The following is a 22,036-nucleotide window of genomic DNA, read 5'->3' on the forward strand; positions in this document are numbered from 1 at the left end:
ACGGGGTTCGTGACCTCTGCCACCCACGAAAGCGAGGCTCAGCCATGAAGCCCACGAGGACAGGCGCCCTCATGGTCGGCGACGTCGTCACCGCACGGTGCGACACGCCGTTCAAGGAGGTGGTGCGGCTGCTCGAGGAGCACCGCATCAGCGGACTCCCGGTGATCGACCAGGACCGCAGGGTCGTCGGTGTGATCTCCGAGACCGACCTCGTGCTGCGGCAGGCTCGCGAGCCGGAGTCCGCCGGCCTCTGGGCGCACTGTCGGCGTCTGCTCAGCGTCAGCGCCCGGCGTGCCGAGGCCAGGAGCCGTGCCAGGACGGCCGACGGAGTGATGTCGAAGCCCGCGGTCACGGTCCGCGCCGAGGCCACGGTCGCCGAGGCCGCCCGGCTCATGACGGAGCACCGGATCGAGCGGCTGCCCGTGGTGGACGAGGAGGGCGCGCTCGTCGGCATCGTCACGCGCCGGGACCTGCTCCAGGTCTTCCTGCGCACCGACGACGCCATCCAGCGCGACGTACAGCAGGAAGTCTTCCTCAACACGCTCTGGCTGGCCCCGCACACCGTCGAGGCGTCCGTGCGGGACGGTGTGGTCACGCTCACCGGTCAGCTGGAACGGCGCAGTGAGATCCCCATCGCGATCGACATGACGCGTCGGCTGGACGGCGTCGTGGACGTCGTCGACCACCTCTCCTACCGCATCGACGACAAGCCCCCGCAGCCGACCGGCCTGGCCGTGCGCGGCGTCGCCGACGACTGGCTGCGGGGGCTCTGAACAGGGAGCGCGGAAGAAAGGACCACGGCCATGATCCCCCTCCTCCTGATCGTCGCCACCGTGCTGGGCGCCTGCCTGGTGTTCGGCTACAGCTCGTTCGTCGTCGGCTTCGCGCTGATGGCGGTCGGTGTCCTGGGGCTCATCGCCTTCCTGTCGACTCCGGGTGCGGTCCTGCGCCCCGGTGAGCGGGAGTTCGTCGAGGAGCGGCACTACTTCGGCAAGGACGACGACCACCGGGAGTACCGGAAGTGATCGTCGCCGTTCGTGGGCACTCCGAGGAGGAGATCATGAAAACCGGCCCGCACGTCGTGAGTGACGTGATGACACGTGCCGTCATCGCCGTCGGCCGCGACGCGCCGTTCAAGGAGATCGTCCGGCTCATGGAGCGGTGGAAGGTCAGCGCGCTGCCCGTACTCGAGGGCGAGGGGCGGGTGATCGGGATCGTCTCGGAGGCCGACCTGCTGCTCAAGGAGGAGTTCCGGGACGGTGTTCCGGACCGGTTCACCCAACGGCAGCGCTTGTCCGACCTGGGGAAAGCCGGCGCGCTGACCGCCGAGGAACTGATGAGCAGCCCGGCCGTCACCGTGCACGGCGCCACCACGCTGGCCGAGGCGGCACGCATCATGGCCAGGCGCGACGTCAAGCGGCTGCCCGTCATCGACGACGAGGGCATGCTCGAGGGTGTCGTCGGCCGCTCGGATCTGCTCAAGGTGTTCTTGCGGGACGACGAGGACCTCACCGCGGAGGTACGTCACGAGGTCGTCGACCGCCTGTTCCCGCTGCCCGCCGACCACATCCGGGTCGAGGTCTCCGACGGGGTCGTGACCCTCACCGGATGGGTGGACGGCGCGGAGCTGATCCCGGTGGCCGAGCGCCTGGCGCGGGCCGTCGAGGGAATCGTCGACGTCCACTGCCACCTCACCGGCGCGATCGGCGCCCGCTAGCACGCGGTGCCGTGTGCCGCTGGCTCTTGGGCGCGGCATCAGGTGTGCGCGGCCGGTGGATCGCCGGCCGCGCACACCTGATGCCGCCCGACACGCCCTGTCTCAGCCGCGCCGCACCGGGACGGTCCTGGTCCCCGCCTTCTCCTGCGGGACCGGGACCGTGATGGTCAGAACACCGTCCTTGTACTCCGCGTCCGCCTCCTCGCCCTTTGCTCCGGCCGGCAGTCGAACGGAACGGGCGAAGGTGCCGTAGCGGAACTCCGTGCGGTGCTTCTCGGTCGTCTCCTCCCCTCGTTCGGCCCGCAGGGTCAGAACGTCGTCCTCCACGGTGATCTCGACGTCGTTGTCGGGGTCGAGTCCGGGGAGCTCGGCGCGCAGGACGTAGGTACCGTCCTTCAGTTGCTCCTCGACGCGGATGCCGTGCAGCCCCGCAGCCAGGTGCGTCCCGGGGAATCCGCCCTCGGCCCAGCCGAACAGCTCGGGCAGGGGCGGGAAGCCGGTCAGCCGCCCCATCACACCGGTCATGCCTGCCCCCTCTTCTTCCTGATCCCTTCCAGCGTCCCGCGCGGGAGTCACCGAATGCGTGGGCCGACCGGGCCTCTGGTGGACCCGGCCGGCTGTGGCGCCGGGTCCGTCAGCCGTGCGGCACCACCGCCACCGGCACGGAGGCGTGTTGGAGCACCGCGTGGGTCACCGGGCCGATGCGACCGCCGACCAACGCGTGGTTCCTCTTCCGCCCGACGACGACCAGCGACGCGTCCCGCGAGGCGTGCACGAGATGACGGCCAGCGCTGCCGACGACGGCCTGCGCGCGCACCTCCACACCGGGGAACTTGTCATTCCACGGACGCAGGAGGTCGCTCAGTCCATGCCGTGTCTCCTCCGCCAGCTCGGCGTTGAGTCCCGAATCCAGAACGGCGCCGTAGCCGTAGACGGCCGCCGGGTTCCAGCCGTGGACCACCCGCAGGCCGGCCGCGCGACGCCGGGCGGCCTCGAAGGCGAACTCGACGACGGCGTCGCCCGGTTCCTCCAGGTCCAGCCCCAGCACTACGTCGCGGTACGGGGTGTTGCTCGACACGGCGCCCGTGGCGTCCGGCAGATGCTCGTCCTCGGCATGCTCCCCGGCCCGCACGAGGACGACGGGCCGTTCCGTACGTGCCACCACGGCAAGGGCGACGGAGCCGACCACGAACCCGGCCACCGTGCCGAGGCCCCGGGACCCGAGGACCAGCAGTTCGGTGTCCTCCGTGGCCGCCAGGAGAGCCGGGACGGCCTCGTCCTCTGCCTGCCGGGCGGTGATCCGCAGGTCAGGGTGGCGTTCCGTGAGCCGGGATTGCGCCTCGCGCAGCAGGTGAGCGGCCCAGTCGCGCTGCGCTTCGAGCACGCCCGGTGCCGAAGCCCCCATGAAGGGGGTGTACAGAGACCCCAGCGAGTCCCGGGCATGCACGAGACACAAGGGCGCCTCTCGTTGCGTTGCTTCGCGAGCTGCCCAGTCTGCGGCGGCGAGGCTTTCGGGCGAGCCGTCGAGGCCGACGGTGATGGCTGGCATGTGCGGACCTCCTTCAGGGGTGCGCCGTCAGTTTCCAGGCCGCGCGGCTGCCGCAGGAGGGGCCAGGAGTCCCGGTCGGGGGCCGATAGGCCCCCAGGGAACGGCGACCCGCGCTGTGCCTGTCACGGCGGGATCAATCAGCGGACGCAGCATGGGCCGGGAACCAAGTCCCGGCCCACGAAAGCAATGCCGGTCAGGCACCTCAGCAGTGCACCGACGTGCGGTGCTCGTTCCGAACCGGCCGGTGCGGTGCGGTGCCGGCGGCAACGCCTCGGAAGTCCGGCGGCGCAGCAGCCGGACGGCAAGACTGTCGAAGGCCGCCGCGAGGACACATGTCAGCCCCATGGCCAGCACGAGCAACACCACGAACCGTTCCCAGAACTCCGGTGTGAGACTGGTACCCACTGTCCTCAGTCCTCCCTGGTCGGCGTTGTTCTCCCTGCTTCCAGCCAACGCCTCGACAGGTCGGGGCGCATGAGCCGAGGGGACCGCAAAGAGGTCCGAAACGCCCTTGTACGCGGGGCCGCACGGCCAGGTGCGCGTCGAACTGGGGCCGGTCGGCCCTGGCGGCCGTGCCGGTCCTGGTGGTGTGCTGAAGGTGGCGGGAAGGACCCGACACAGACGCGGAGAAGCGGCCACGAAGTGCCGCGCACCGCGCAATCAGGATCCGCGAGAAGCGGGTGGCGTCCTTCCCGCCCCTGGGCCCCGGCCCAGAGCGCCGACATCGACACGGGTTCAAGAGCGACCTACACCAGCGAGAGCTGCCGCGAGTCACTCCGGTCAGCGCTGGACTCCCAGGCCGCCGACGCCCGCCGGGCCTACTGTTTCTGCGCCGGCACCCGCCACACCAGCGTGGTGCCGCCGCCCTCGGGCTCCCCCAGTTCCAGTCGGCCGCCGAGCTGCTCGGCGCGCTCCGCCATGTTGCGCAGCCCGCTGCGGCGGCCGTCGGACGACACGACGACATCGTCGAGGCCTGGATCGTGCTGGCCGTGTGGGCGGTGTTCGCCGTGGGCGGCTGATTCTCGCCTGTACGGATCCGCCGACGCGGAGCCGTTCCGCGGTCGGCGGGGCCAGGGCACAACTGGGCGGTCTGCCGATCTGTGTGGCCCTCGGCCCACCGCCGGACCTCCTGCCGGTCCTGCGGCGGGCGGAAATGATCGCGTGCGTCCCTCACAAGGCCGACGCCACCGGCCGGCCTCCTGCTGCCGGCGGCCGACCGCTCGGCCTCGTTCTTCCGTCCCGTGTCATCGAGTGGCCTTTCGGCGTGCCGGCGAGGGAGCGTGCGACCTGGGTGGTACCGGACCCGGGCGACGCCATGAGCTCGGCCCGAGGCCCGGTTCTCGCCGGGTGCCGGGGCCGTCTCAAGGGGCCGAACCGCACCTTTGCTCCTTGCGCTATGTGTGTGTCAGTGCGTCGGCGATGCCTCCCGCCCAGGCCTGGATCGCGCCGAAGTCCCGGAAGTCGCCGCCCTTGCCGGAGCGGAGGATCATCCCGGCCACCCACCCTTTGGCGCCGTCTTCCAGGCATCCGCCGAAGGTGACGTGGTCCCGGACGTCCAGACGCGTCATGGCCCGCTGTACGCCTCGCACGGGCGGGATGTCCCGCTCGGAGGCGGAGGCGTCGAGCGGTCCGCTGCTGAAGAACCACACCGGACGCTCCGCGAGGAGGACGCGGTTGCGGCGGACGAACCGCCGTGCGTCCTTGTGCCAGCGCCCCGCGTAGAGCCCGCCGCCGACCACGACGGCGTCGTAACGCGCCATGTTCGTCACGGACCGGGCAGGACGCGCCTCGACGGTCAGCCCGCTCTTGCTCAGGACGTCGGCGACGGCTTCGGCGATCTCCGCCGTGGATCCGTTCGTCGTTCCGTAGGTGACCAGCACGGTGTCGGTCATGGCGGTCCGCCTCCTCTCACAGTCGGCGCAGCCAGTCGTCGGCCACGCCGTGCATCGTCTGCGCCTGCTCCTCGGTGCGCAGGCGTGCGTCGTCCAGTCGGTAGGTGAGCTTGCCGACCACGTCGACCACGCCGTCGATCCGGCGGGTCATGGCCACGGCGATCTCCGTCTCGCTCTTGCGTTCCATGTGTCCGGTGAGCGTGACGACGCCGTCCGCCACGGAGACCTCGACACTGCGCGGCGGCAGCCACAGCGCGCGACCCACGACTTCCTCGATCACCTCGGTGCGGATCTCCTGGTCGGGCCGCAGGAAGACCTGGAGGAGGTCGCGGCGGGTGACGATGCCGACGAGCCGGTCCTCCTCGTCGAGGACGGGGAGCCGTTCCACGTGCTTCTGGGCCATGGTGCGGGCGGCGAGGACGATGGTGTCGTCGGCGTGCACGGTCACGGGCGGCCGCGTCATCAGCTCACCGGCCGTACGGGCCTTGCCCTTCACGGTCTGGCGCTTGGCGCCGGGCGTCAGCTCGGCGAGCCTCGCGCGGTGCTTGGGCTCGTACGGGTCGGGGGTGGTCACCCGGTGCATCATCAGGTCCGTCTCGGACAGCACGCCGATGACCTTGTCGTCCTCGTCCACCACCGGCAGTCCGCTGATCCGGTGGGTCGCAAGCAGCCGGGCCACCTCCTTGAACGGGGTGCCGTACTCGGCGCGGACGACGTCCGTGGTCATCACGGTGCCGACCTTGTCGTGTCGCATGGCTGTTTCCTCCTCAGCGCAGTCGGCGCAGGTAGGGGTCCTGGGGGCGGCGCGGCAGCAGGCGTATGCGTGCGTCGAGCACGCTGACGCCGTCCGGTGTCGCCAGGACGGGGTTGAAGTCGGCCTCGGCGAGTTGCGGCAGGTCCGCCGCCATCCGGGACAGCCGCTGGAGCAGCTGTTCCAGTTCTTCGAGGTCGACGGGGGTGTGTCCGTTCGCGCCCAGGAGCAGCGGGGCGCACCGCGGCGAGGTGATCAGTTCGTGGACGTCGCGGTCGGTGAGCGGGGCGAGGCGGGCGGCGTGGTCGGCGAGGACCTCGGTGGCGGTGCCGCCGAGCCCGAACAGGACGAGTGGGCCGAAGACCTCGTCCTGGACCACGCCGGCGAAGAGTTCGGTGCCGCGGGCGGCGAGCGGTTGCAGGACCACGCCGGTCATCAGCCCGGCGAACCCGGTCTCCAGGTCACGGAACGCGGCCCGGACCTGGGCGTCCCCGCGCAGGTCGAGGTGGACGGCGTGCTGCTGGGACTTGTGCAGGAGCCCAGGCCAGTGGGCCTTCATGACCACCCGGCCGTCGAAGCCGCGCAGCCGGTCGGCGGCGAGCACGGACTCGTCCTCGCTCTCGGCCCAGGCCCACGGGATCTGCGGGACGCCGTAGCAGGCGAGCAGGTCGGCGCAGGTGCGCGGGTCGAGCCAGCCGCCGTCGGGGAGCGTGGCCAGGTACTCCGCCACGACGGTGCGGGCCCGGTCGGTCTCGATGTCGTCGAGGTCGGGGACGACTCCGGCGGGCCGGGCGAGCCAGGCGGCGCGCTCGGCGGCGTGGGCCAGCGCGCGGGCCGCCGCCTGGGGCTCGGCGTACGAGGGGATCGTGCCGCCCTCGGCGGCGGGCAACAGCCGCACCGGCCGGTCCTGCTCCAGGCGTACGGCGAGCACGGGCCGCGCCCGCCGGCCAGGAGCGGCGGTGACCGCCCGCACCAGGTCGTCACCGGTGGCGGCGGCGACCGCCGTGGGGACGAGCGCCACGATCACGGCGTCGATGCCGGAGCACCGGGTCAGGCGGTCGACGCACTCCGTCAGCTGTTCCTCCGACACGGCGGCGGTGGCGTCGACCGGGTTGCCGACGGCCGCGCCGTCCGGGAGCACTGCGAGCAGTTCGTCGATCATCGCGGGGGTGAACGTGGGAAGGGTGAGTCCTGCCTCCGCGCAGGCGTCGGCGGTGAGCACTCCGGCGCCGCCCGCGTTGGTGACGATCGCGACGCGGCTGCCCTCCGGCAGCGGCTGGGAGTGGAAGAGGGCCGCCGTTTCGAGGAGCTCGCCGACCGAACGGGTCGCGGTGACGCCGGCCTGGGTGAACAGCGCGCCGCGGGTCATGGTGCGGGTGGCGGCGGCAGCGGTGTGCGAGGCGGCGGCCCTGCGGCCCGCCTCGGTACGGCCGGCGTCGACGGTGAGCACCGGGATACGGCGCGTCACGCGGCGGGCCGTGCGGGAGAAGGCTCGCGGGCTGCCGAAGGACTCCAGATGCAGCAGGGCGAGGTCAGTACGGCCGTCGCTCTCCCACCACTGGAGCAGGTCGTTGCCGCTGACGTCGAACTTGTCGCCGAGCGAGACGAAGGAGGAGACGCCGATGCCGAGCCGGGACAGTCCGTCGAGGAGCGCGATGCCGACCCCGCCGGACTGCACCGCGACTCCGGCCGTCCCGGGGCAGGGGTGCTCGGCGGCGAAGGTCGCGTCGAGGCTCAGCTCCGGGTCGGTGTTCGAGATGCCCAGGCAGTTGGGTCCGACGAGCCGCATGCCGTAGGTGCGGCAGGCGGTCAGCAGTGCCTGTGCCTGGGTGTGGTCGAGGCCGGCGGTGACGACGACGAGGGCGCGTGCCCCGGCCCGGCCGGACTCGTCGGCGACGGCCGGGACCGCGGCGGCCGGCACGGCCACGATCACAAGGTCCGGGGTCATGGGCAGCGCCGCGACGGACGGATAGGACGGCACCCCGAGCAACGACGTGACTTTGGGGTTCACCGCGAACAGACGCCGGGTGAAACCGCCCGTGTGGAGGTGATGCAGGATGGCCCGGCCCACGGACCCGGGGGTGCGTCCGGCACCGACCACGGCGACAGCGGACGGCCTCAGCAGGGGCAGCAGGCTGGCCACGTCGGCGGCCCGGCCCCGGGCCTCGACGGCCGACAGGTAGGCGTCGTCCTGATCGAGACGGATGGTGCAGCGCACCTCCGGGCCCTCGAAGCGGCGGGAGGTGCGCAGCCCGAGGTCGGCGAAGAGCCGGAGCACCTCGTGGTTCTCGCTCAGGGCGTCGGCGGCGAAGGTGGTGATGCCCTCCGCGCGCGCCGCCGAGACCAGGTGCTCGACGAGCAGGGTGCCCACGCCCCGGTGGTGCAGGCCGTCGGCGACAGCGATGGAGATCTCCGCGCCATCCTTGTCCGCGCCGTCCCTGTCACCGCCGTTGTCGTACTCGGCGAGGCCGATCACCCTGCCGTCCACCTCCGCCAGCAGGGCCCGGTACCCCGGGCGGGCCGGGGCACAGGCCCGGTCGGCGGCCATCGCGGCCGAGCGCCGGCTCGCCGCGAAGAAGCGCAGGCGGAGGTTCTCCGGCGACATCTCCTCGTAGAGCCCTCGCAGCTGTTCGTGGTCATCCGGCAGCACAGGCCGGATGCACACGGTGGTGCCGTCAGCGAGCAGGGCGTGCACCCTGGGCCGGTCGAGCAGGTCGTCCGTCATCGCAGGTCTCCTCCATGGCTTTCGGTACTTCGATCGTCCGGCGGAGCGGAGGAGGAGCCCATGGGCTGTACGGGGCCGACCCGGGGCCGGTCGGCCCTCCTGGGCCGCCGACCGGTCCCGCTTCCGCCGTCACGACGAGCGATCGGGACGTGTCAGTCGTCCGCCACCAACGCCGTCAGGTCCAGGAGTCGGTTGGTGTAGCCCCACTCGTTGTCGTACCAGCCGAAGACCTTGGCGAGGGTGCCGTTGGCCTGGGTCAGCGCCGGGTCGAAGACGCACGACGAGGGGTCGCCGATGACGTCGCGGGAGACGATCGGAGCCTGGGAGACACGCAGGATGCCGTTCAGCGGGCCGTTCGCGGCCGCCTCGAACGCGGCGTTGATCTCGTCGGCGCTCGCCTCCCGGGTGAGGACGACGGCGAGGTCGGTGAGCGAGCCGTCCTCCACGGGCACCCGGACCGCGATCCCGTCCAGGGCCCCTGCCAGCTCCGGCACCACCAGGCCCACGGCGCGGGCGGCGCCGGTGCTGGTGGGGATGATGCTGAGGGCGGCCGAGCGGGCCCGGCGCAAATCCTTGTGCGGGCCGTCGAGGAGGGACTGGTCGTTGGTGTAGCCGTGGATGGTGGTCATCACCCCTCGCTCGATACCGAAGGCGTCGTCGAGCACCTTCACCATCGGGGCGACGCAGTTGGTGGTGCAGGAGGCGGCGGAGACGATCCGGTCGCGGTGCCGGTCGTAGGCGCGGTCGTTGACGCCCATCACGATGGTGGCGTCCACGCCCTTGCCGGGCGCCGACAACAGCACGGTGTGGGCGCCGCCCTTCAGGTGCAGGGCCGCGGAGTCCCGGTCGCGGAAGCGGCCGGTCGACTCGACGACGATGCCGGCGCCGTAGTCCGACCAGTGCAGGGCGGCCGGGTCACGTTCGGCGGTGACGGCGATGCGGCGCCCGTCGACGGTGATGGAACTGTCGTCATGCTCGACGTCGCGTCCGATGCGGCCGAAAGTGGAGTCGTACTCCAGCAGGTGGGCCAGGGTGGCAGGCGAGGTGATGTCGTTGATCGCGACCACCTCGACGTCCTGGGCGCCCTCCTCGGCGCGGTCGAGGGCGGCGCGCAGATAGGTGCGGCCGATTCGGCCGAAGCCGTTGATGCCCACTCGTGCGGTCATGGCAGTGCATTCCTTCCGGCAGTGAGGGTGTTCAGGCGTCCCAGGCCCAGTCGGCGACCTCGGGCAGGTCGGTGCCGTGCTCGCGGATCCAGGCCTGGTGCCGGGTGCGGGCATCGGCCATCTGCTGCCGTACGGCGGCGGCGCGCACGGCGAGGCCGGGTACGCGGTCGATGACGTCCATGACGAGGCGGTAGCGGTCGAGGTCGTTGCGGACGACCATGTCGAACGGGGTGGTCGTCGTCCCCGACTCCTTGTAGCCCCGTACATGCAGGTTCTTGTGCCCGGTGCGGCGGTAGGCGAGCCGGTGGATCAGCCACGGGTAGCCGTGGTAGGCGAAGATCACCGGCTTGTCCGTGGTGAACAGGCCGTCGTACTCGAAGTCGCTCATGCCGTGCGGGTGTTCCTCGCGCGGCAGCAGTCGGGTCATGTCCACGACGTTGACCACCCTGACGGCGAGTTCCGGGAGGTGGCGGCGCAGCAACTGGGCGGCGGCCAGCACCTCCAGGGTGGGCACGTCTCCGGCGCAGGCGAGGACGACGTCCGGCTCGGCGCCGTTCTCGGTGCCGGCCCACTCCCAGATCCCGGCGCCGCGCGCGCAGTGGGCGCGGGCCTGGTCCATGCTCAGCCAGTCAAAGCAGGGCTGCTTGCCGGCCACGATGACATTGACATAGTCCCGGCTGCGCAGCGCGTGGTCGGCGACCGACAGCAACGTGTTGGCGTCCGGCGGCAGATAGACCCGTACGACCTCGGGGCTCTTGTTGAGGACGTGGTCGACGAACCCGGGGTCCTGGTGGGAGAACCCGTTGTGGTCCTGCCGCCATACGTGCGAGGTCAGCAGGTAGTTGAGGGAGGCGATGGGCGCGCGCCACGGCAACTCCCTCGATGTCTTGAGCCACTTGATGTGCTGGTTGACCATCGAGTCGACGATGTGGACGAACGCCTCGTAGCAGGAGAACAGTCCGTGGCGGCCGGTCAGCAGATAGCCTTCCAGCCAGCCCTGGCAGGTGTGCTCCGAAAGGATCTCCAGCACCCGGCCGTGATGTTCGAGGTGCTCGTCGACCGGAAGGTGCTGGGCCTGCCAGGCCTTTCCACTGGCGTCGAAGACGGCCTGGAGCCGGTTGGAAGCCGTCTCGTCGGGCCCGACCAGCCGGAAGTCGCGGCGCTCAGCGGTGTCCTTCATCACCTGAGCGAGGAGGTCGCCGAGGACACGGGTGGGCTCGTGCAGTGTCGTGCCCGGCTTGTCGACGGGAACGGCGAAGTCGTCGAGCGAGGGGATGGGGAGGTCTCGGACGAGCAGGCCGCCGTTGGCGTGCGGGGTGGCGCCGAGCCGCTGGGCGCCGTCGGGGAGGCAGGCGAGGACATCGGCGACGGGACGGCCGTCGGGGCCGAAGAGCTCCTGCGGCTTGTACGAGCGCAGCCACGTCTCCAACTGCCGCAGGTGGTCCGGGTTCTCCCGCACCTCGGACAGCGGAACCTGGTGGGCGCGCCAGGTGCCCTCGACGGGCACGCCATCGACCTCGGCGGGTCCGGTCCAGCCCTTCGGGGTGCGCAGCACGATCATGGGCCAGTGCACGCGCTCGGTGACACCGTCCTCGCGGGCGGTCCGCTGCATCACGGCGATGCGGTCCAGCGCGTCGTCCATCGCCGCCGCCATGGCACGGTGCACCTTCGTGGCGTCGTCGCCGGTCACATGGATCGGCTCGTGCCCGTATCCCCGCAGCAACTCGTCCAGCTCGGGCTCCGGCAGGCGGGAGAGCACCGTCGGGTTGGCGATCTTGTAGCCGTTGAGATGCAGGATCGGCAGGACCGCCCCGTCGTGGACGGGATCGAGGAACTTGTTGGAGTGCCACGACGCGGCCAGCGGCCCGGTCTCCGCCTCGCCGTCGCCGATGACACAGGCGACCAGCAGGTTCGGGTTGTCGAAGGCGGCGCCGTAGGCGTGCGAGAGCGAGTAGCCGAGCTCACCGCCCTCGTGGATCGAGCCGGGCGTCTCCGGGGCGACGTGACTGGGCACACCGCCGGGAAAGGAGAACTGCCGGAACAGCCGCGCCATGCCCTCCCCGTCACGCGGCACGTCCGGATAGGTCTGGCTGTAGCTGCCCTCCAGCCAGGAGTTGGCCAGGATCGACGGACCCCCGTGGCCCGGACCCCACACGCACACCGCGTCCAGCCCCCGGGCCTTGATCACCCTGTTGAGATGCGTGTACACGAGGTTGAGACCGGGCGAGGTGCCCCAGTGGCCGAGCAGCCGGGGCTTGATGTGCTCGGGCCGCAAGGGCTCGGTCAGCAGCGGGTTGGCCATCAGATAGATCTGTCCGGCGGCCAGATAGTTGGCGGCCCGCCAGTGCGCGTCCAGGGTGCGCAGCTCGTCGTCGGAAAGTCCGGTGACGTCCTGGTGTTCGACCTTGGTCATGGTGGGGCTCCGAAAGTCGTCGGCGTTGGATCATCGGGCGGGGGGCGGCATGGCCGGCAAGAAGGCGGTACAACTGCAGCGCAAGGCGTACCCGAAGGAACTGCTGGTTCTCGGTGAGCGACACGGTGCTAGCCGGTCACTTCTCTCACGCCTGCTCGGGTACGACCGCGACGGCGCAGGCGGAGTGGTGCAGTACCGCGTGGGCGACGCGCCCCAGCTGGAGTCCGAGGCGCCCCGGGTTGCGCCGGGCGCCGACCACCAGCAGGTCCGCCTCGTGCGAGGCGTCCAGGAGGACCCTGCGAGCATGACCTTCGACCGTGCGTCGGCGCACGTCCACGTCCGCGGGCGTGTTCTTCAGTGCCTTGTCCAGGACCTCGGTGGCATGCTGCTCGTGCAGACGGGCGGGTTCACCGGCGAGCAGGGGATGGTCGGTGGTCTCGTGCGCGGGGCACCGCCAGGCCCGCACGGCGTCCAGGGTCGCGTGGCGCAGCTTCGCCTCCTCGACGGCGAATCGCAGGGCAGCGGAGTCGGTCGCCTTCTCGCCGATGCCCACGACGACCCGGCCGCGCGCGCCTGCCCGGACCTGGTTGTCGTGGCTGCCGCGCAGCACGATCACCGGACAGTCCGCGTGGGCGGCGACGGTCAGGCTGACCGATCCGAGCAGCATCTCGACGAAGCCGCTGCGCCCGCGGGTGCCGAGCACCAGCGCGGAGGCGCTACCGCCCTCGTGGACGAGCGCGTACTCGGGCTCCTCCGGCAGTACGTCGGTGGAGACCGCGACATCGGGTCGGCGCAGGTGGGCCCGCTGTGCGGCCGTTCGCACGATGTCCTCGGCCGTGACCTGCTCGGACGGCTTGCCGAGAGCGTCCGCGAGGGACTCGCCCTCGTACCGCTCCCAGAGGGAGGCGTACACCAGCCGCAGCGGCAGCGCGCGCAGGGCTGCCTCGTCGGCCGCCCAGTCGACGGCCCGCAGGCTCGGCTCGGACCCGTCCACTCCGACGACGATCGGGAGCACCACGGCACTCACCGCCCCGCGTCCAGGTCGAAGACGATCCGGGCCTTCACCTCGCCGCGCAGCACCTCGTCGATGGAGTCGTTGACGGAGGCGAGGGGACGGGCCTCGTAGATGACCTTGGTACGGCCGGCCGCGTGCAGCTGGAAGACCTCGGCGAGGTCCTGGCGGGTGCCGACGATCGAGCCGATCACCGAGGTGCCGTTCAGCACGGTGTCGAAGATGGGCACACGGACCGTGCCGTGCGCCGGCAGGGCCACCATGACCAGCTTGCCGCCGCGCCGCAGTCCGGAGTTGACTGCTTCGAAAGCCGCGTCGTTGACCGCGAGCGCGATGGCGGCGTGGGCGCCGCCGTGCCGCTTGAGCACCTCGCCGACGTTCTCCTTGCGGGCGTCGATGACGATGTCCGCGCCGAGTTCGGCGGCCAGTTCGAGCTTCTCGTCGGTGACGTCGATCGCGGCGACCGTGGCGCCGGCGATCTTCGCGTACTGCACGGCGAGGTGGCCCAGGCCACCCACGCCGGAGATCGCGACGAGCTGCGTGGGCTTGACGTCGGCGACCTTCAGCGCCTTGTACGTCGTCACACCCGCGCAGGTCAGCGGGGCGGCCTCCAGGGCGGTGATCCCGTCGGGCACCGGCTGGGCGAAGTCGGCCCAGGCCAGCATCTTCTCGGCGTAGCCGCCGTCGCAGCCGTAGCCGGTGTTGATCTGCTGCTCGCACAGCGTCTCCCAGCCGGACAGGCAGTGCTCGCACCGCCCGCACGCCTTGCCGAGCCACGGGACGGCGACCCGTTGGCCGACCGACAGGTGGGTGACGCCCTCGCCGAGCGCCTCCACCAGGCCGACGCCCTCGTGGCCGGGGACGAACGGCGGGTTCGGCCTGACCGGCCAGTCGCCGTGGGCCGCGTGGATGTCGGTGTGGCACAGCCCGGACGCCTCCACCCGGACGCGGACCTGGCCGGGGCCGGGCTCGGGGTCGGGGCGCTCCTCGATGACCAGGGGCTCGCCGAACGCTCGTACGACCGCTGCCTTCATGATTCTCTTCTCCTCGCGAGTGATCGGGAGTGACCCGGAGTGGGTCAGCCGTGGGGGACTACGGCGACGGGGGCGGTGGAGTGGTGCAGGACGGCGTGCGTGACATGGCCGATGTGCGCGCCGAACGGACTGCGGCGGATACGCCGGCCCACGACGACGAGCGAGGCGCCACGGGCGGCTTCCACGACGTGGACGGCCGCACTGCCGTAACGGGAGTCCTCGACGACGTCCACGTCCGGGTACTTCTGCCGCCAAGGCCGCAGCGCTTCCGCCAGGGCCTCGGCGTCGCTCAGGGCCAGCGCCTCGTGCAGCGCGGGGTTGGCGGGCGTGCCGTACGCGTAATAGGGCGGCGGGTTCCAGCCGTGGACGGCCCGCAGGGACGTCGCGCGGCGCTCGGCAGCGTCGAAGGCGAACTCGATCAGCGTCTCGTCCGGGTGCTCGACGTCGAGTCCGAGGACCACGGGCAGGAAGGGCGTCGCGGCGGAGGGGATGCCGGCCGGGTCCGGCTCGTGCTCGTCGGCGGCCGCTTCCAGCGCGCGCACCAGCACCACGGGCCGGTCCGCGTGGGCGACGGCGGTCAGGCCCACGGAGCCGACCATGAAACCACCGATGCCGCTGAGGCCACGCGAGCCCAGGACGAGCATTTCGGCGCTCTTCGCCGCTTCGGCCAGGGCGTCACCGGGGTGACCGGAGACCTGCTCGGTGCGCACCTCGATGCCGGGGTGACGCATCCGGAGACCTTGCGCGGCTTCCCGGGGGATCCTCTCGGTCCAGTGCTGCTGGGTCTCCGCGCCGAGGAGCGGCGCCTGGGCCATGGGCTCCGGCACCGGCTCCCATACGTGGACGATCTTCAGGGGAAGGTCGCGCAGCTTCGCTTCGCGGGCCGCCCATTCGGCGGCTGACCGGCTTTCCTGTGAGCCGTCGAGACCTACGGTGATGGTGCGGAGCATGATCTCCACCTCCTGGGGCGAGGGATCTGATTCCAGAGTCGTCTTCGGGCGGCTCCTCGTGCAGGGGCCACTGGTCCCGGATGGGGTCCGACCGACCCCCTGCACGGCTCGGCGCGGTGGGCCGGATGACGGGCACACCGCGTCGGCGACGTTCAGCGCAGCCAGCCGTACTCGCGCACGATCGGCAGCCGGGCCCAGAGCCGGCCCGCGCCGAGGGTGTCGCCGGCTGCGGCGGCGGCCACGACGATCAGGGCGACGGCGTAGATCAGGTGGTAGTCGACGAACGGGTTCGTCGACATGCTCGCCGAGCCGTCCGAGAGGTGCTTGGCCGGCGGCCACTCGGCGATCCACATCAGCGCCATCATCGCGGTCCCGGCGACGGCGGCGATCCGCAGCGCGACCCCCGTGATCAGGGCGAGGCCGATCCCGAGCAGACCGAGCATGAACAGCCAGTCCGCCCACGGGTCGCCGGCCCAGGAGTGGAAGGTGGACTCCATCGGCCCGACGGCGACGGAACCGAGGAAACCCTTCGTCGGCGACCCTCCGTCGATCCAACCCTTGCCGGACGGGGTGGCGTAGCCGAGACCGAAGGTCTTGTCGAGGAAGGCCCACAGGAAGACGAACCCGGTGAGCAGACGCAGTGACGCGAAGGCGTAAGCCCGCACGGTGTGCGTGCCGGTGCGAGCCGACACGCCCGACTCAGCGGCGGGGGCGGTCCGGTTCCGGCGGAACGAGGGCAGGTGGAAGCCGGAGCTCCGGTGCGGGTGCTCGTGAACGGCCACAGTCGTGGTTCCCTTCGAGGACGGTCGGGTCGTTGCCTGACGCGCCTTACTCTGGTCCCGCGCGCAGGCCGGCGCCGGATGCCGAAGGGCCAGGTCGATGGGGCCGAACGGCCCTGTGTGCGCGGGCCGTTGGGCTCGACGCGGCACTGCGGGCGCGCCGGAACCGGCCACGGTTTTCGTACCTGGTCACACAGCGGCGGATCATGAGGGCAAACAGCTGAGGGCAGACGGCGGAGGACGGCAGATGTCGAAGGGTTCGGCCAGGTGGGTCTCGGGGTGGCGCCGACTGGCGCCCGGGCTCATCGCCCTCCTCGGTTACCGGCGCGCGTGGCTCACGGGTGATCTGCTCGCCGGGGTGACCGTGGCCGCGTACCTGGTGCCGCAGGTCATGGCCTACGCGGGCGTGGCCGGGCTGCCCCCGGTCACCGGTCTGTGGGCGATCCTCCCGGCACTCGCGCTGTACGCCCTGTTCGGTTCCTCACGACTGCTGTCGGTCGGCCCCGAGTCCACGACCGCCCTCATGACTGCCACGGTGGTCGCACCGCTCGCCGCCGGAGATCCCGGGCGCTACGCCTCCCTGGCAGCGGCCCTCGCGGTCACGGTCGGGCTGCTCTGCCTGGCCGCCCGGGCGGTGCGCCTGGGCTTCCTCGCGGACATGCTCTCCCGCCCGGTCCTGATCGGCTATCTGGCGGGCGTGGCACTCATCATGATGGTGGACCAGCTGCCCAAGCTCACCGGAGTGCGGACGACCGGCTCGGAGTTCTTCCCGCAGTTGTGGTCCTTCGTCACCCACGTGCCGGACGCAGACCTCGCCACCGTCCTGTTCTCCGCGGCCACCCTCGTGTTTCTCTTCGTGACGGCCCGGTACGTCCGTGTCGTGCCCGGTCCGCTGATAGCGGTCGTCCTCGGCACGGCCGCCGTGGTGGCCTTCGACCTCGACGGCCGGTACGGGCTCAAGGTGATCGGCGAGGTTCCGGGCGGTCTGCCGAGCCCTGCCGTCCCGGACCTGAGCGAGCTGCCGCACCTCGTGCTGCCCGCGCTCGGCGTGCTCCTGGTCGCCTACACCGACTTCATCCTCACCGCGCGGGCCTTCGCCGACCACGACGACCAGGGTCCCGGGCTCGACGCCGACCAGGAGTTCCTCGCCCTGGGCGCGGCCAACCTGGGGGCCGGGGCACTGCACGGCTTCCCGGTGAGCAGCAGCGCCAGCCGCACCGCGCTGGCCTCCTCGACGGGCGCCCGCAGCCAGGCGTACTCACTGGTCGCGGGCGCGGTCGTGCTCGCCGTGCTGCTCTTCCTGAGCCCGCTGCTGGCGCGCACTCCTTCCGCGGTGCTCGGCGCGCTCGTCGTCTACGCGGCGGTCCGCATGATCGACCTCGCCGGCTTCCGGCGGCTCGCCTCCTTCCGCCGCCGGGAACTGCTCCTGGCGCTCGGCTGTCTCGCGGCCGTGCTCGCCGTCGACATCCTGTACGGGGTGATCGTGGCCGTCGGCCTGTCGGTGACCGAGCTGCTGACCCGGGTGGCGCGTCCGCACGACGCCGTCGAAGGCCTGGTCCCCGGCATGGCCGGCATGCACGACGTCGACGACTACCCGCAGGCCCGGACGATCCCGGGGCTGCTGGTCTACCGCTACGACTCGCCCCTGTTCTTCGCCAACGCGGAGGACTTCCGGCGCCGGGCCCTGGCCGCTGTCGGCGACCAGCGCGAACCCGTGCGCTGGTTCGTCCTCAACACGGAGGCCAACGTGGAGGTGGACATCACCGCCTTGGACGCGGTCGACGAAGTGCGCCGCGAACTGACGCACCGCGGCATCGTGTTCTGTCTCGCCCGGGTGAAACAGGACCTGCTGGACGACCTGGAGGCCTACGGCCTGACCGACTCGGTCGGCAGGGAACGGATCTTCCCGACGCTCCCGACCGCCGTATCCGCGTACCGCAGGTGGCTCGGTGAGCGTCCTGGAGAGGTCTGAGCATACCGGCGGGTCAGTAGACCTTCAGGCCCTGGCCCCGGAACTGATCTCGCACGCGCTCGACCAGTTCGGGCTCCGGAGTGGGCGTGTCCTTCAGCGGGAAGGGGATCCCGAGGGCCTTGTACTTCGGGGCCCCGAGTTTGTGGAAGGGCAGCACGTCCACCCTCTCCACCGTCTCCAGCCCCGCGACGAAGCCGGCCAGTGCGCCCACGGAACGCGGATCGTCGGTCCAGCCGGGAACCAGCACATAGCGGATCCACACCGGGACACCGAGACGGTCGAGACGGGTGGCGAAGTTGAGGGTGGGGGCGAGGCGGCCGCCGGTCAACTTCCGGTAGGCGCCGACGTCGAAGGCCTTGATGTCCAGCAGGACCAGGTCGGTGTCGGCGAGGAGCTCGTCGGTGGCCCGGGCGCCGAGGAAGCCGGACGTGTCCAGGGAAGTGTGCAGTCCGGCTTCCTTGCAGCGGCGCAGCACCTCGCCGGTGAAGGCCGGCTGGAGCAGCGGCTCTCCTCCGGTGATCGTCACGCCGCCACCGGCGGTGGCGATGAAGGCCCGGTACTTCTCGATCTCCGCCATCACCTCGTCCACGGTCGTCTCCCGGCCGTCCCGCATATGCCAGGTGTCGGGGTTGGCGCAGTACAGGCAGCGCAGGGAGCAGCCACTGACGAAGAGGACGAACCGGGTCCCGGGACCGTCCACGCCGGTGGACAGGTCCCAGGAGTGGATCCGGCCGGTCGTCACGGCCTTCACAGCGTTCCGTGGAAGGTGCGGCTGATCACGTCGAGCTGCTGCTCCCGCGTCAGGCGGACGAAGTTGACCGCGTATCCGGAGACCCGGATGGTCAGCTCCGGGTACTTCTCGGGGTGCTCCATCGCGTCCTCCAGCACCTCCCGGTTCAGCACATTGACGTTCATGTGGAAACCGCCGGAAGCCATGTAGGCGTCGAGGATGCCCACCAGGTGTCCGGCACGCTCGTGTGGGGCGTGTCCGAGCCCTTCCGGGGTGATGGTGGTCGTCAGTGAGATGCCGTCGCGGGCCTGCTCGTACGGCAGCTTGGCGACCGAGAGCGCGGAGGCGGCCACCCCGTGCCGGTCACGGCCGTTCATCGGGTTGGCCCCCGGGGCGAAGGGCTGGCCGGCCCGGCGCCCGTCGGGGGTGTTGCCGGTGTGCTTGCCGTAGACGACGTTGGAGGTGATGGTCAGCACCGACTGGGTGTGTTCGGCGCCCCGGTAGGTGGGATGCCGGCGGACCTTGGCCATGAAGGACTCCACCAGGCCGACGGCCAGGGCGTCGGCGCGGTCGTCGTTGTTGCCGTACGCCGGGAACTCGCCCTCGGTCAGGAAGTCGACGGCCAGGCCTGTGGCGTCCCGGATGACCTTGACCCGGGCGTACCTGACGGCGGACAGGCTGTCGGCGGCGACGGAAAGCCCGGCGACGCCGCAGGCCATGAACCGGTGCACGGGATGGTCGTGAAGCGCCATCTCCAGGCGCTCGTAGGCGTACTTGTCATGCATGTAGTGGATGACGTTGAGGGTGTTGACGTACGTCTGCGCCAGCCAGTCCAGGACACGGTCGTACGCCGCCGACAGCTCCTCGAAGTCCAGGTACTCGCCCGTCAGCGCGGGCATCTCGGGGGTGACCTGGTCGCCCGTCATCTCGTCGCGGCCGCCGTTGACGGCGTAGAGCAGTGCCTTGGCCAGGTTGACGCGCGCGCCGAAGAACTGCATCTCCTTGCCCACCGCCATGGCGGAGACACAGCAGGCGATCGCGGTGTCGTCGCCGTTGCGGGGACGGATGAGCTCGTCGGACTCGTACTGGACGGCGCTGGTGTCGATGGAGACCTGAGCGCAGAACTCCTTGAAGCCGGCGGGCAGCCGCGGCGACCACAGCACGGTCAGGTTGGGTTCGGGCGCGGGGCCGAGGTTGTAGAGGGTCTGGAGGAAGCGGAAGGAGGTGCGGGTGACCAGTGTGCGGCCGTCGTCGCCGACACCACCGATCGACTCGGTCACCCAGGTCGGGTCGCCGGAGAACAGGGCGTCGTACTCGGGGGTGCGCAGGAACCGGACGATCCGCAGCTTGATCACGAAGTCGTCGATCAGTTCCTGGGCGCGGGACTCGTCGATGGTTCCCGCGTCCAGGTCCCGCTGGAGGTAGACGTCGAGGAAGGTCGACGTGCGGCCCAGCGACATCGCGGCTCCGTTCTGCTCCTTCACCGCGGCGAGGTAGCCGAGGTAGAGCCACTGCACGGCCTCGTGCGCGGTGGCCGCGGGACGGGACACGTCACAGCCGTAGGTCGCCGCCATACGGGTCAACTCGCGCAACGCCTTGACCTGTTCGGCGAGTTCTTCACGGTCACGGACGACGTGCTCGCTGGACGGCTGACCGTCCAGTAGGGCCTTCTCCGCCCTCTTGGCCTCGATCAGCCGGTCGGTGCCGTAGAGGGCGACACGCCGGTAGTCGCCGATGATCCTGCCGCGGCCGTAGGCGTCGGGCAGCCCGGTGATGATGCCGACCTTGCGTGCGGTCCGCATGGCGGGCGTGTACGCGTCGAAGACACCGTCGTTGTGGGTCTTGCGGTAGGTCCCGAAGACCCTGGTCACAAACGGGTCGGCCTCGTAGCCGTACGCCTTCAGACTGTTCTCCACCATCCGCAGGCCGCCGTTGGGCATGATCGCCCGCTTCAGGGGGGCGTCCGTCTGGAGACCGACGACCAGCTCGCGGTCTCGGTCGATCCAGCCGGGCGCGTGCGAGGTGATCGTCGACGGCGTCGTGGGGTCCACGTCGAGGATGCCGCGCGCCCGCTCCTCGGGGAACAGCGAACCCACCCGCTCCCAGACCACCCGGGTGCGGGCCGTGGCACCGGCGAGGAAGGAGGCGTCACCCTCGTACGGGGTGTAGTTGGCCTGGATGAAGTCGCGCACGTCGATCAGCTCACGCCAGCGGGCCCCGGCGAAGCCTCGCCAGGCCTCGGTGGTCCGGTCGCCGGCTGTCACGGTTGCGGTCATCGCCGTTCCCCTCCTCGGTTCGTGTCCTGCACTTCGATGCTCGTCGTTCGTGATCGTCACGGGGAGTGCCGGACAGCGCCCGCGGGCGGGCCGTCCGGCCCCCGGGCCGAGGGCCGGACGGCCCGGCTGTGCCCCGGGCCCGGGTGTCAGCCGGCCGCGAGATCCGGACGGATCAGGGTGCCCGACCGGCCGTGCACGATCTCGTACGCCGCGTCCAGCGCTCCGATGGCGGCGAGCCCGCCGGTTCGCTCGACGAACCGCGCCGCCGCCTCCGTCTTCGGCCCCATGGAGCCTTCGGGGAAGCCTCCATGGCGGAGTTCGGCGGGCGTGGCGTCGAGGACGGGCTGCTGGGCGGGGGCGCCGTAGTCCTCGTACACGCACGGGACGTCGGTGAGGATGAGCAGGAAGTCGGCCTTCAGGTCCTCGGCGAGCAGCGCGGCGGTGAGGTCCTTGTCGACGACCGCCTCCACGCCGGTCAGCGCCCCGGTGTCGCTGTCCGCGGTGACGGTGACACCTCCTCCGCCCGCGCAGATCACGATCGTGCCGCTGTTCAGTAGCTCGTGGACCGTGTCCGTCTCCAGGATCCGTTCCGGCGCCGGGGACGGGACGACCCGGCGCCAGCCGGTGGTGTCCTGCGCCATGTGCCAGCCGCGCTTGCGGGCGAGGGAGCGTGCCATGTCCCGGGAGTAGACCTGGCCGACGAACTTGGTGGGCCGGGCGAACGCCGGGTCGTCGGTCCGTACGAGGGTGTGGGTCACGAGAGTCGCGATGTGTCGGCCGGGCAGGGCGTCGTGCAGGGTGCAGGCCAGCAGTGAACCGATCATGCCCTGGGTCTGGGCGCCGAGCAGCTGGAGGGGGTAGGGGGCGGTGAGGGCCGGGTCGCTCGCGCTCTCCGTGGCAAGCAGGCCGATCTGGGGGCCGTTGCCGTGAGTGAGGACGATCTCGTGCTCGTGGGCCAGGGCGGCGAGGGCGGTGGCGACCCGGTCGATGTTGGCCTGCTGGACCGCGGCGTCGGGGCGTTCACCTCGGTGCAGCAGGGCGTTGCCGCCGAGGGCGACGACGATGCGCAT

Annotated in this window: 19 protein-coding genes; 4 read left to right on the forward strand and 15 right to left on the reverse strand. The window is 71.2% G+C overall.

The annotated features are described in order from the left end of the window. The first annotated feature begins 44 nt into the window (after window positions 1-44). The 3 genes from ACIBAF_RS31615 to ACIBAF_RS31625 are packed head-to-tail and all read left to right on the forward strand — an operon-like array spanning window position 45 to window position 1,717. Window positions 45-773 carry a CBS domain-containing protein gene (locus ACIBAF_RS31615; RefSeq protein ID WP_399467593.1) on the forward strand — a complete coding sequence of 243 codons (729 nt, stop codon included), beginning with the start codon at window positions 45-47 and terminating at the stop codon, window positions 771-773. Between the two features lie 30 nt (window positions 774-803). After that, the gene (locus tag ACIBAF_RS31620; RefSeq protein ID WP_399467594.1) at window positions 804-1,025 is read left to right on the forward strand and encodes a hypothetical protein; all 222 of its coding nucleotides are present in this window, start codon (window positions 804-806) and stop codon (window positions 1,023-1,025) included. Between the two features lie 35 nt (window positions 1,026-1,060). Beyond that, window positions 1,061-1,717 carry a CBS domain-containing protein gene (locus tag ACIBAF_RS31625; protein WP_399467595.1) on the forward strand — a complete coding sequence of 219 codons (657 nt, stop codon included), beginning with the start codon at window positions 1,061-1,063 and terminating at the stop codon, window positions 1,715-1,717. Window positions 1,718-1,819: 102 nt separating this feature from the next. Here the strand turns inward: ACIBAF_RS31625 and ACIBAF_RS31630 are convergent, their stop codons facing one another. The 12 genes from ACIBAF_RS31630 to ACIBAF_RS31685 form a co-directional block, all read right to left on the reverse strand. Beyond that, window positions 1,820-2,242 (reverse strand): Hsp20/alpha crystallin family protein, encoded by a 423-nt coding sequence (locus tag ACIBAF_RS31630; protein ID WP_399467596.1) that lies wholly within the window; start codon window positions 2,240-2,242, stop codon window positions 1,820-1,822. 109 nt (window positions 2,243-2,351) lie between these two features. Further along, window positions 2,352-3,266, reverse strand: coding sequence for a universal stress protein (locus ACIBAF_RS31635; RefSeq protein WP_399467597.1), 915 nt, complete (start codon window positions 3,264-3,266; stop codon window positions 2,352-2,354). 818 nt (window positions 3,267-4,084) lie between these two features. Next, a complete protein-coding gene (locus tag ACIBAF_RS31640; protein WP_399467648.1) occupies window positions 4,085-4,222 on the reverse strand; it encodes a hypothetical protein in 138 nt (45 codons plus the stop codon). Between the two features lie 438 nt (window positions 4,223-4,660). Then, window positions 4,661-5,158, reverse strand: coding sequence for a flavodoxin domain-containing protein (locus ACIBAF_RS31645; protein WP_399467598.1), 498 nt, complete (start codon window positions 5,156-5,158; stop codon window positions 4,661-4,663). 16 nt (window positions 5,159-5,174) lie between these two features. After that, window positions 5,175-5,912, reverse strand: coding sequence for a CBS domain-containing protein (locus ACIBAF_RS31650; protein WP_399467599.1), 738 nt, complete (start codon window positions 5,910-5,912; stop codon window positions 5,175-5,177). A 13-nt stretch (window positions 5,913-5,925) separates the two neighbouring features. Beyond that, window positions 5,926-8,634: a GNAT family N-acetyltransferase gene (locus ACIBAF_RS31655; protein ID WP_399467600.1), complete on the reverse strand. Its 2,709-nt coding sequence runs from the start codon at window positions 8,632-8,634 to the stop codon at window positions 5,926-5,928. Window positions 8,635-8,786: 152 nt separating this feature from the next. After that, a complete protein-coding gene (gene gap / locus ACIBAF_RS31660) occupies window positions 8,787-9,800 on the reverse strand; it encodes a type I glyceraldehyde-3-phosphate dehydrogenase (RefSeq protein WP_399467601.1) in 1,014 nt (337 codons plus the stop codon). A gap of 31 nt (window positions 9,801-9,831) precedes the next feature. Beyond that, complete coding sequence (locus ACIBAF_RS31665; protein ID WP_399467602.1) at window positions 9,832-12,213, reverse strand: phosphoketolase; 2,382 nt, start codon at window positions 12,211-12,213, stop codon at window positions 9,832-9,834. Between the two features lie 145 nt (window positions 12,214-12,358). Further along, window positions 12,359-13,231: a universal stress protein gene (locus tag ACIBAF_RS31670; protein ID WP_399467603.1), complete on the reverse strand. Its 873-nt coding sequence runs from the start codon at window positions 13,229-13,231 to the stop codon at window positions 12,359-12,361. A gap of 5 nt (window positions 13,232-13,236) precedes the next feature. Beyond that, complete coding sequence (adhP, locus tag ACIBAF_RS31675; protein WP_399467604.1) at window positions 13,237-14,259, reverse strand: alcohol dehydrogenase AdhP; 1,023 nt, start codon at window positions 14,257-14,259, stop codon at window positions 13,237-13,239. A 44-nt stretch (window positions 14,260-14,303) separates the two neighbouring features. Beyond that, the gene (locus tag ACIBAF_RS31680; RefSeq protein WP_399467605.1) at window positions 14,304-15,209 is read right to left on the reverse strand and encodes a universal stress protein; all 906 of its coding nucleotides are present in this window, start codon (window positions 15,207-15,209) and stop codon (window positions 14,304-14,306) included. 152 nt (window positions 15,210-15,361) lie between these two features. After that, the gene (locus ACIBAF_RS31685; RefSeq protein ID WP_399467606.1) at window positions 15,362-15,991 is read right to left on the reverse strand and encodes a hypothetical protein; all 630 of its coding nucleotides are present in this window, start codon (window positions 15,989-15,991) and stop codon (window positions 15,362-15,364) included. A gap of 244 nt (window positions 15,992-16,235) precedes the next feature. Here ACIBAF_RS31685 and ACIBAF_RS31690 point away from each other — a divergent pair, with 244 nt between their 5' ends. Further along, on the forward strand, window positions 16,236-17,960 hold the full coding sequence (locus ACIBAF_RS31690; RefSeq protein WP_399467607.1) for a SulP family inorganic anion transporter: 1,725 nt from the start codon (window positions 16,236-16,238) through the stop codon (window positions 17,958-17,960). A gap of 13 nt (window positions 17,961-17,973) precedes the next feature. Here the strand turns inward: ACIBAF_RS31690 and pflA are convergent, their stop codons facing one another. The 3 genes from pflA to ACIBAF_RS31705 all read right to left on the reverse strand — a co-directional run bounded on the left by pflA (window position 17,974) and on the right by ACIBAF_RS31705 (window position 22,036). Then, window positions 17,974-18,711: a pyruvate formate-lyase-activating protein gene (gene pflA, locus ACIBAF_RS31695; protein ID WP_399467608.1), complete on the reverse strand. Its 738-nt coding sequence runs from the start codon at window positions 18,709-18,711 to the stop codon at window positions 17,974-17,976. Further along, on the reverse strand, window positions 18,708-20,966 hold the full coding sequence (gene pflB / locus ACIBAF_RS31700; protein ID WP_399467609.1) for a formate C-acetyltransferase: 2,259 nt from the start codon (window positions 20,964-20,966) through the stop codon (window positions 18,708-18,710). Before pflB ends, pflA begins: the two co-directional genes overlap by 4 nt. A gap of 146 nt (window positions 20,967-21,112) precedes the next feature. Beyond that, complete coding sequence (locus ACIBAF_RS31705; protein ID WP_399467610.1) at window positions 21,113-22,036, reverse strand: carbamate kinase; 924 nt, start codon at window positions 22,034-22,036, stop codon at window positions 21,113-21,115.

Origin of the sequence: Streptomyces sp. NPDC051677, assembly GCF_044453465.1 — a bacterium.
In the GTDB taxonomy this organism is placed as follows: domain Bacteria; phylum Actinomycetota; class Actinomycetes; order Streptomycetales; family Streptomycetaceae; genus Streptomyces.

Bases quoted from the DNA above. Each gene is read 5' to 3' on its own strand.
- ACIBAF_RS31615 (WP_399467593.1), top strand. From the start codon at position 45: ATGAAGCCCACGAGGACAGGCGCCCTCATGGTCGGCGACGTCGTCACC.
- ACIBAF_RS31620 (WP_399467594.1), top strand. From the start codon at position 804: ATGATCCCCCTCCTCCTGATCGTCGCCACCGTGCTGGGCGCCTGCCTG.
- ACIBAF_RS31625 (WP_399467595.1), top strand. From the start codon at position 1,061: ATGAAAACCGGCCCGCACGTCGTGAGTGACGTGATGACACGTGCCGTC.
- ACIBAF_RS31630 (WP_399467596.1), bottom strand. From the start codon at position 2,242: ATGACCGGTGTGATGGGGCGGCTGACCGGCTTCCCGCCCCTGCCCGAG.
- ACIBAF_RS31635 (WP_399467597.1), bottom strand. From the start codon at position 3,266: ATGCCAGCCATCACCGTCGGCCTCGACGGCTCGCCCGAAAGCCTCGCC.
- ACIBAF_RS31645 (WP_399467598.1), bottom strand. From the start codon at position 5,158: ATGACCGACACCGTGCTGGTCACCTACGGAACGACGAACGGATCCACG.
- ACIBAF_RS31650 (WP_399467599.1), bottom strand. From the start codon at position 5,912: ATGCGACACGACAAGGTCGGCACCGTGATGACCACGGACGTCGTCCGC.
- ACIBAF_RS31655 (WP_399467600.1), bottom strand. From the start codon at position 8,634: ATGACGGACGACCTGCTCGACCGGCCCAGGGTGCACGCCCTGCTCGCT.
- gap (WP_399467601.1), bottom strand. From the start codon at position 9,800: ATGACCGCACGAGTGGGCATCAACGGCTTCGGCCGAATCGGCCGCACC.
- ACIBAF_RS31665 (WP_399467602.1), bottom strand. From the start codon at position 12,213: ATGACCAAGGTCGAACACCAGGACGTCACCGGACTTTCCGACGACGAG.
- adhP (WP_399467604.1), bottom strand. From the start codon at position 14,259: ATGAAGGCAGCGGTCGTACGAGCGTTCGGCGAGCCCCTGGTCATCGAG.
- ACIBAF_RS31680 (WP_399467605.1), bottom strand. From the start codon at position 15,209: ATGCTCCGCACCATCACCGTAGGTCTCGACGGCTCACAGGAAAGCCGG.
- ACIBAF_RS31690 (WP_399467607.1), top strand. From the start codon at position 16,236: ATGTCGAAGGGTTCGGCCAGGTGGGTCTCGGGGTGGCGCCGACTGGCG.
- pflB (WP_399467609.1), bottom strand. From the start codon at position 20,966: ATGACCGCAACCGTGACAGCCGGCGACCGGACCACCGAGGCCTGGCGA.
- ACIBAF_RS31705 (WP_399467610.1), bottom strand. From the start codon at position 22,036: ATGCGCATCGTCGTCGCCCTCGGCGGCAACGCCCTGCTGCACCGAGGT.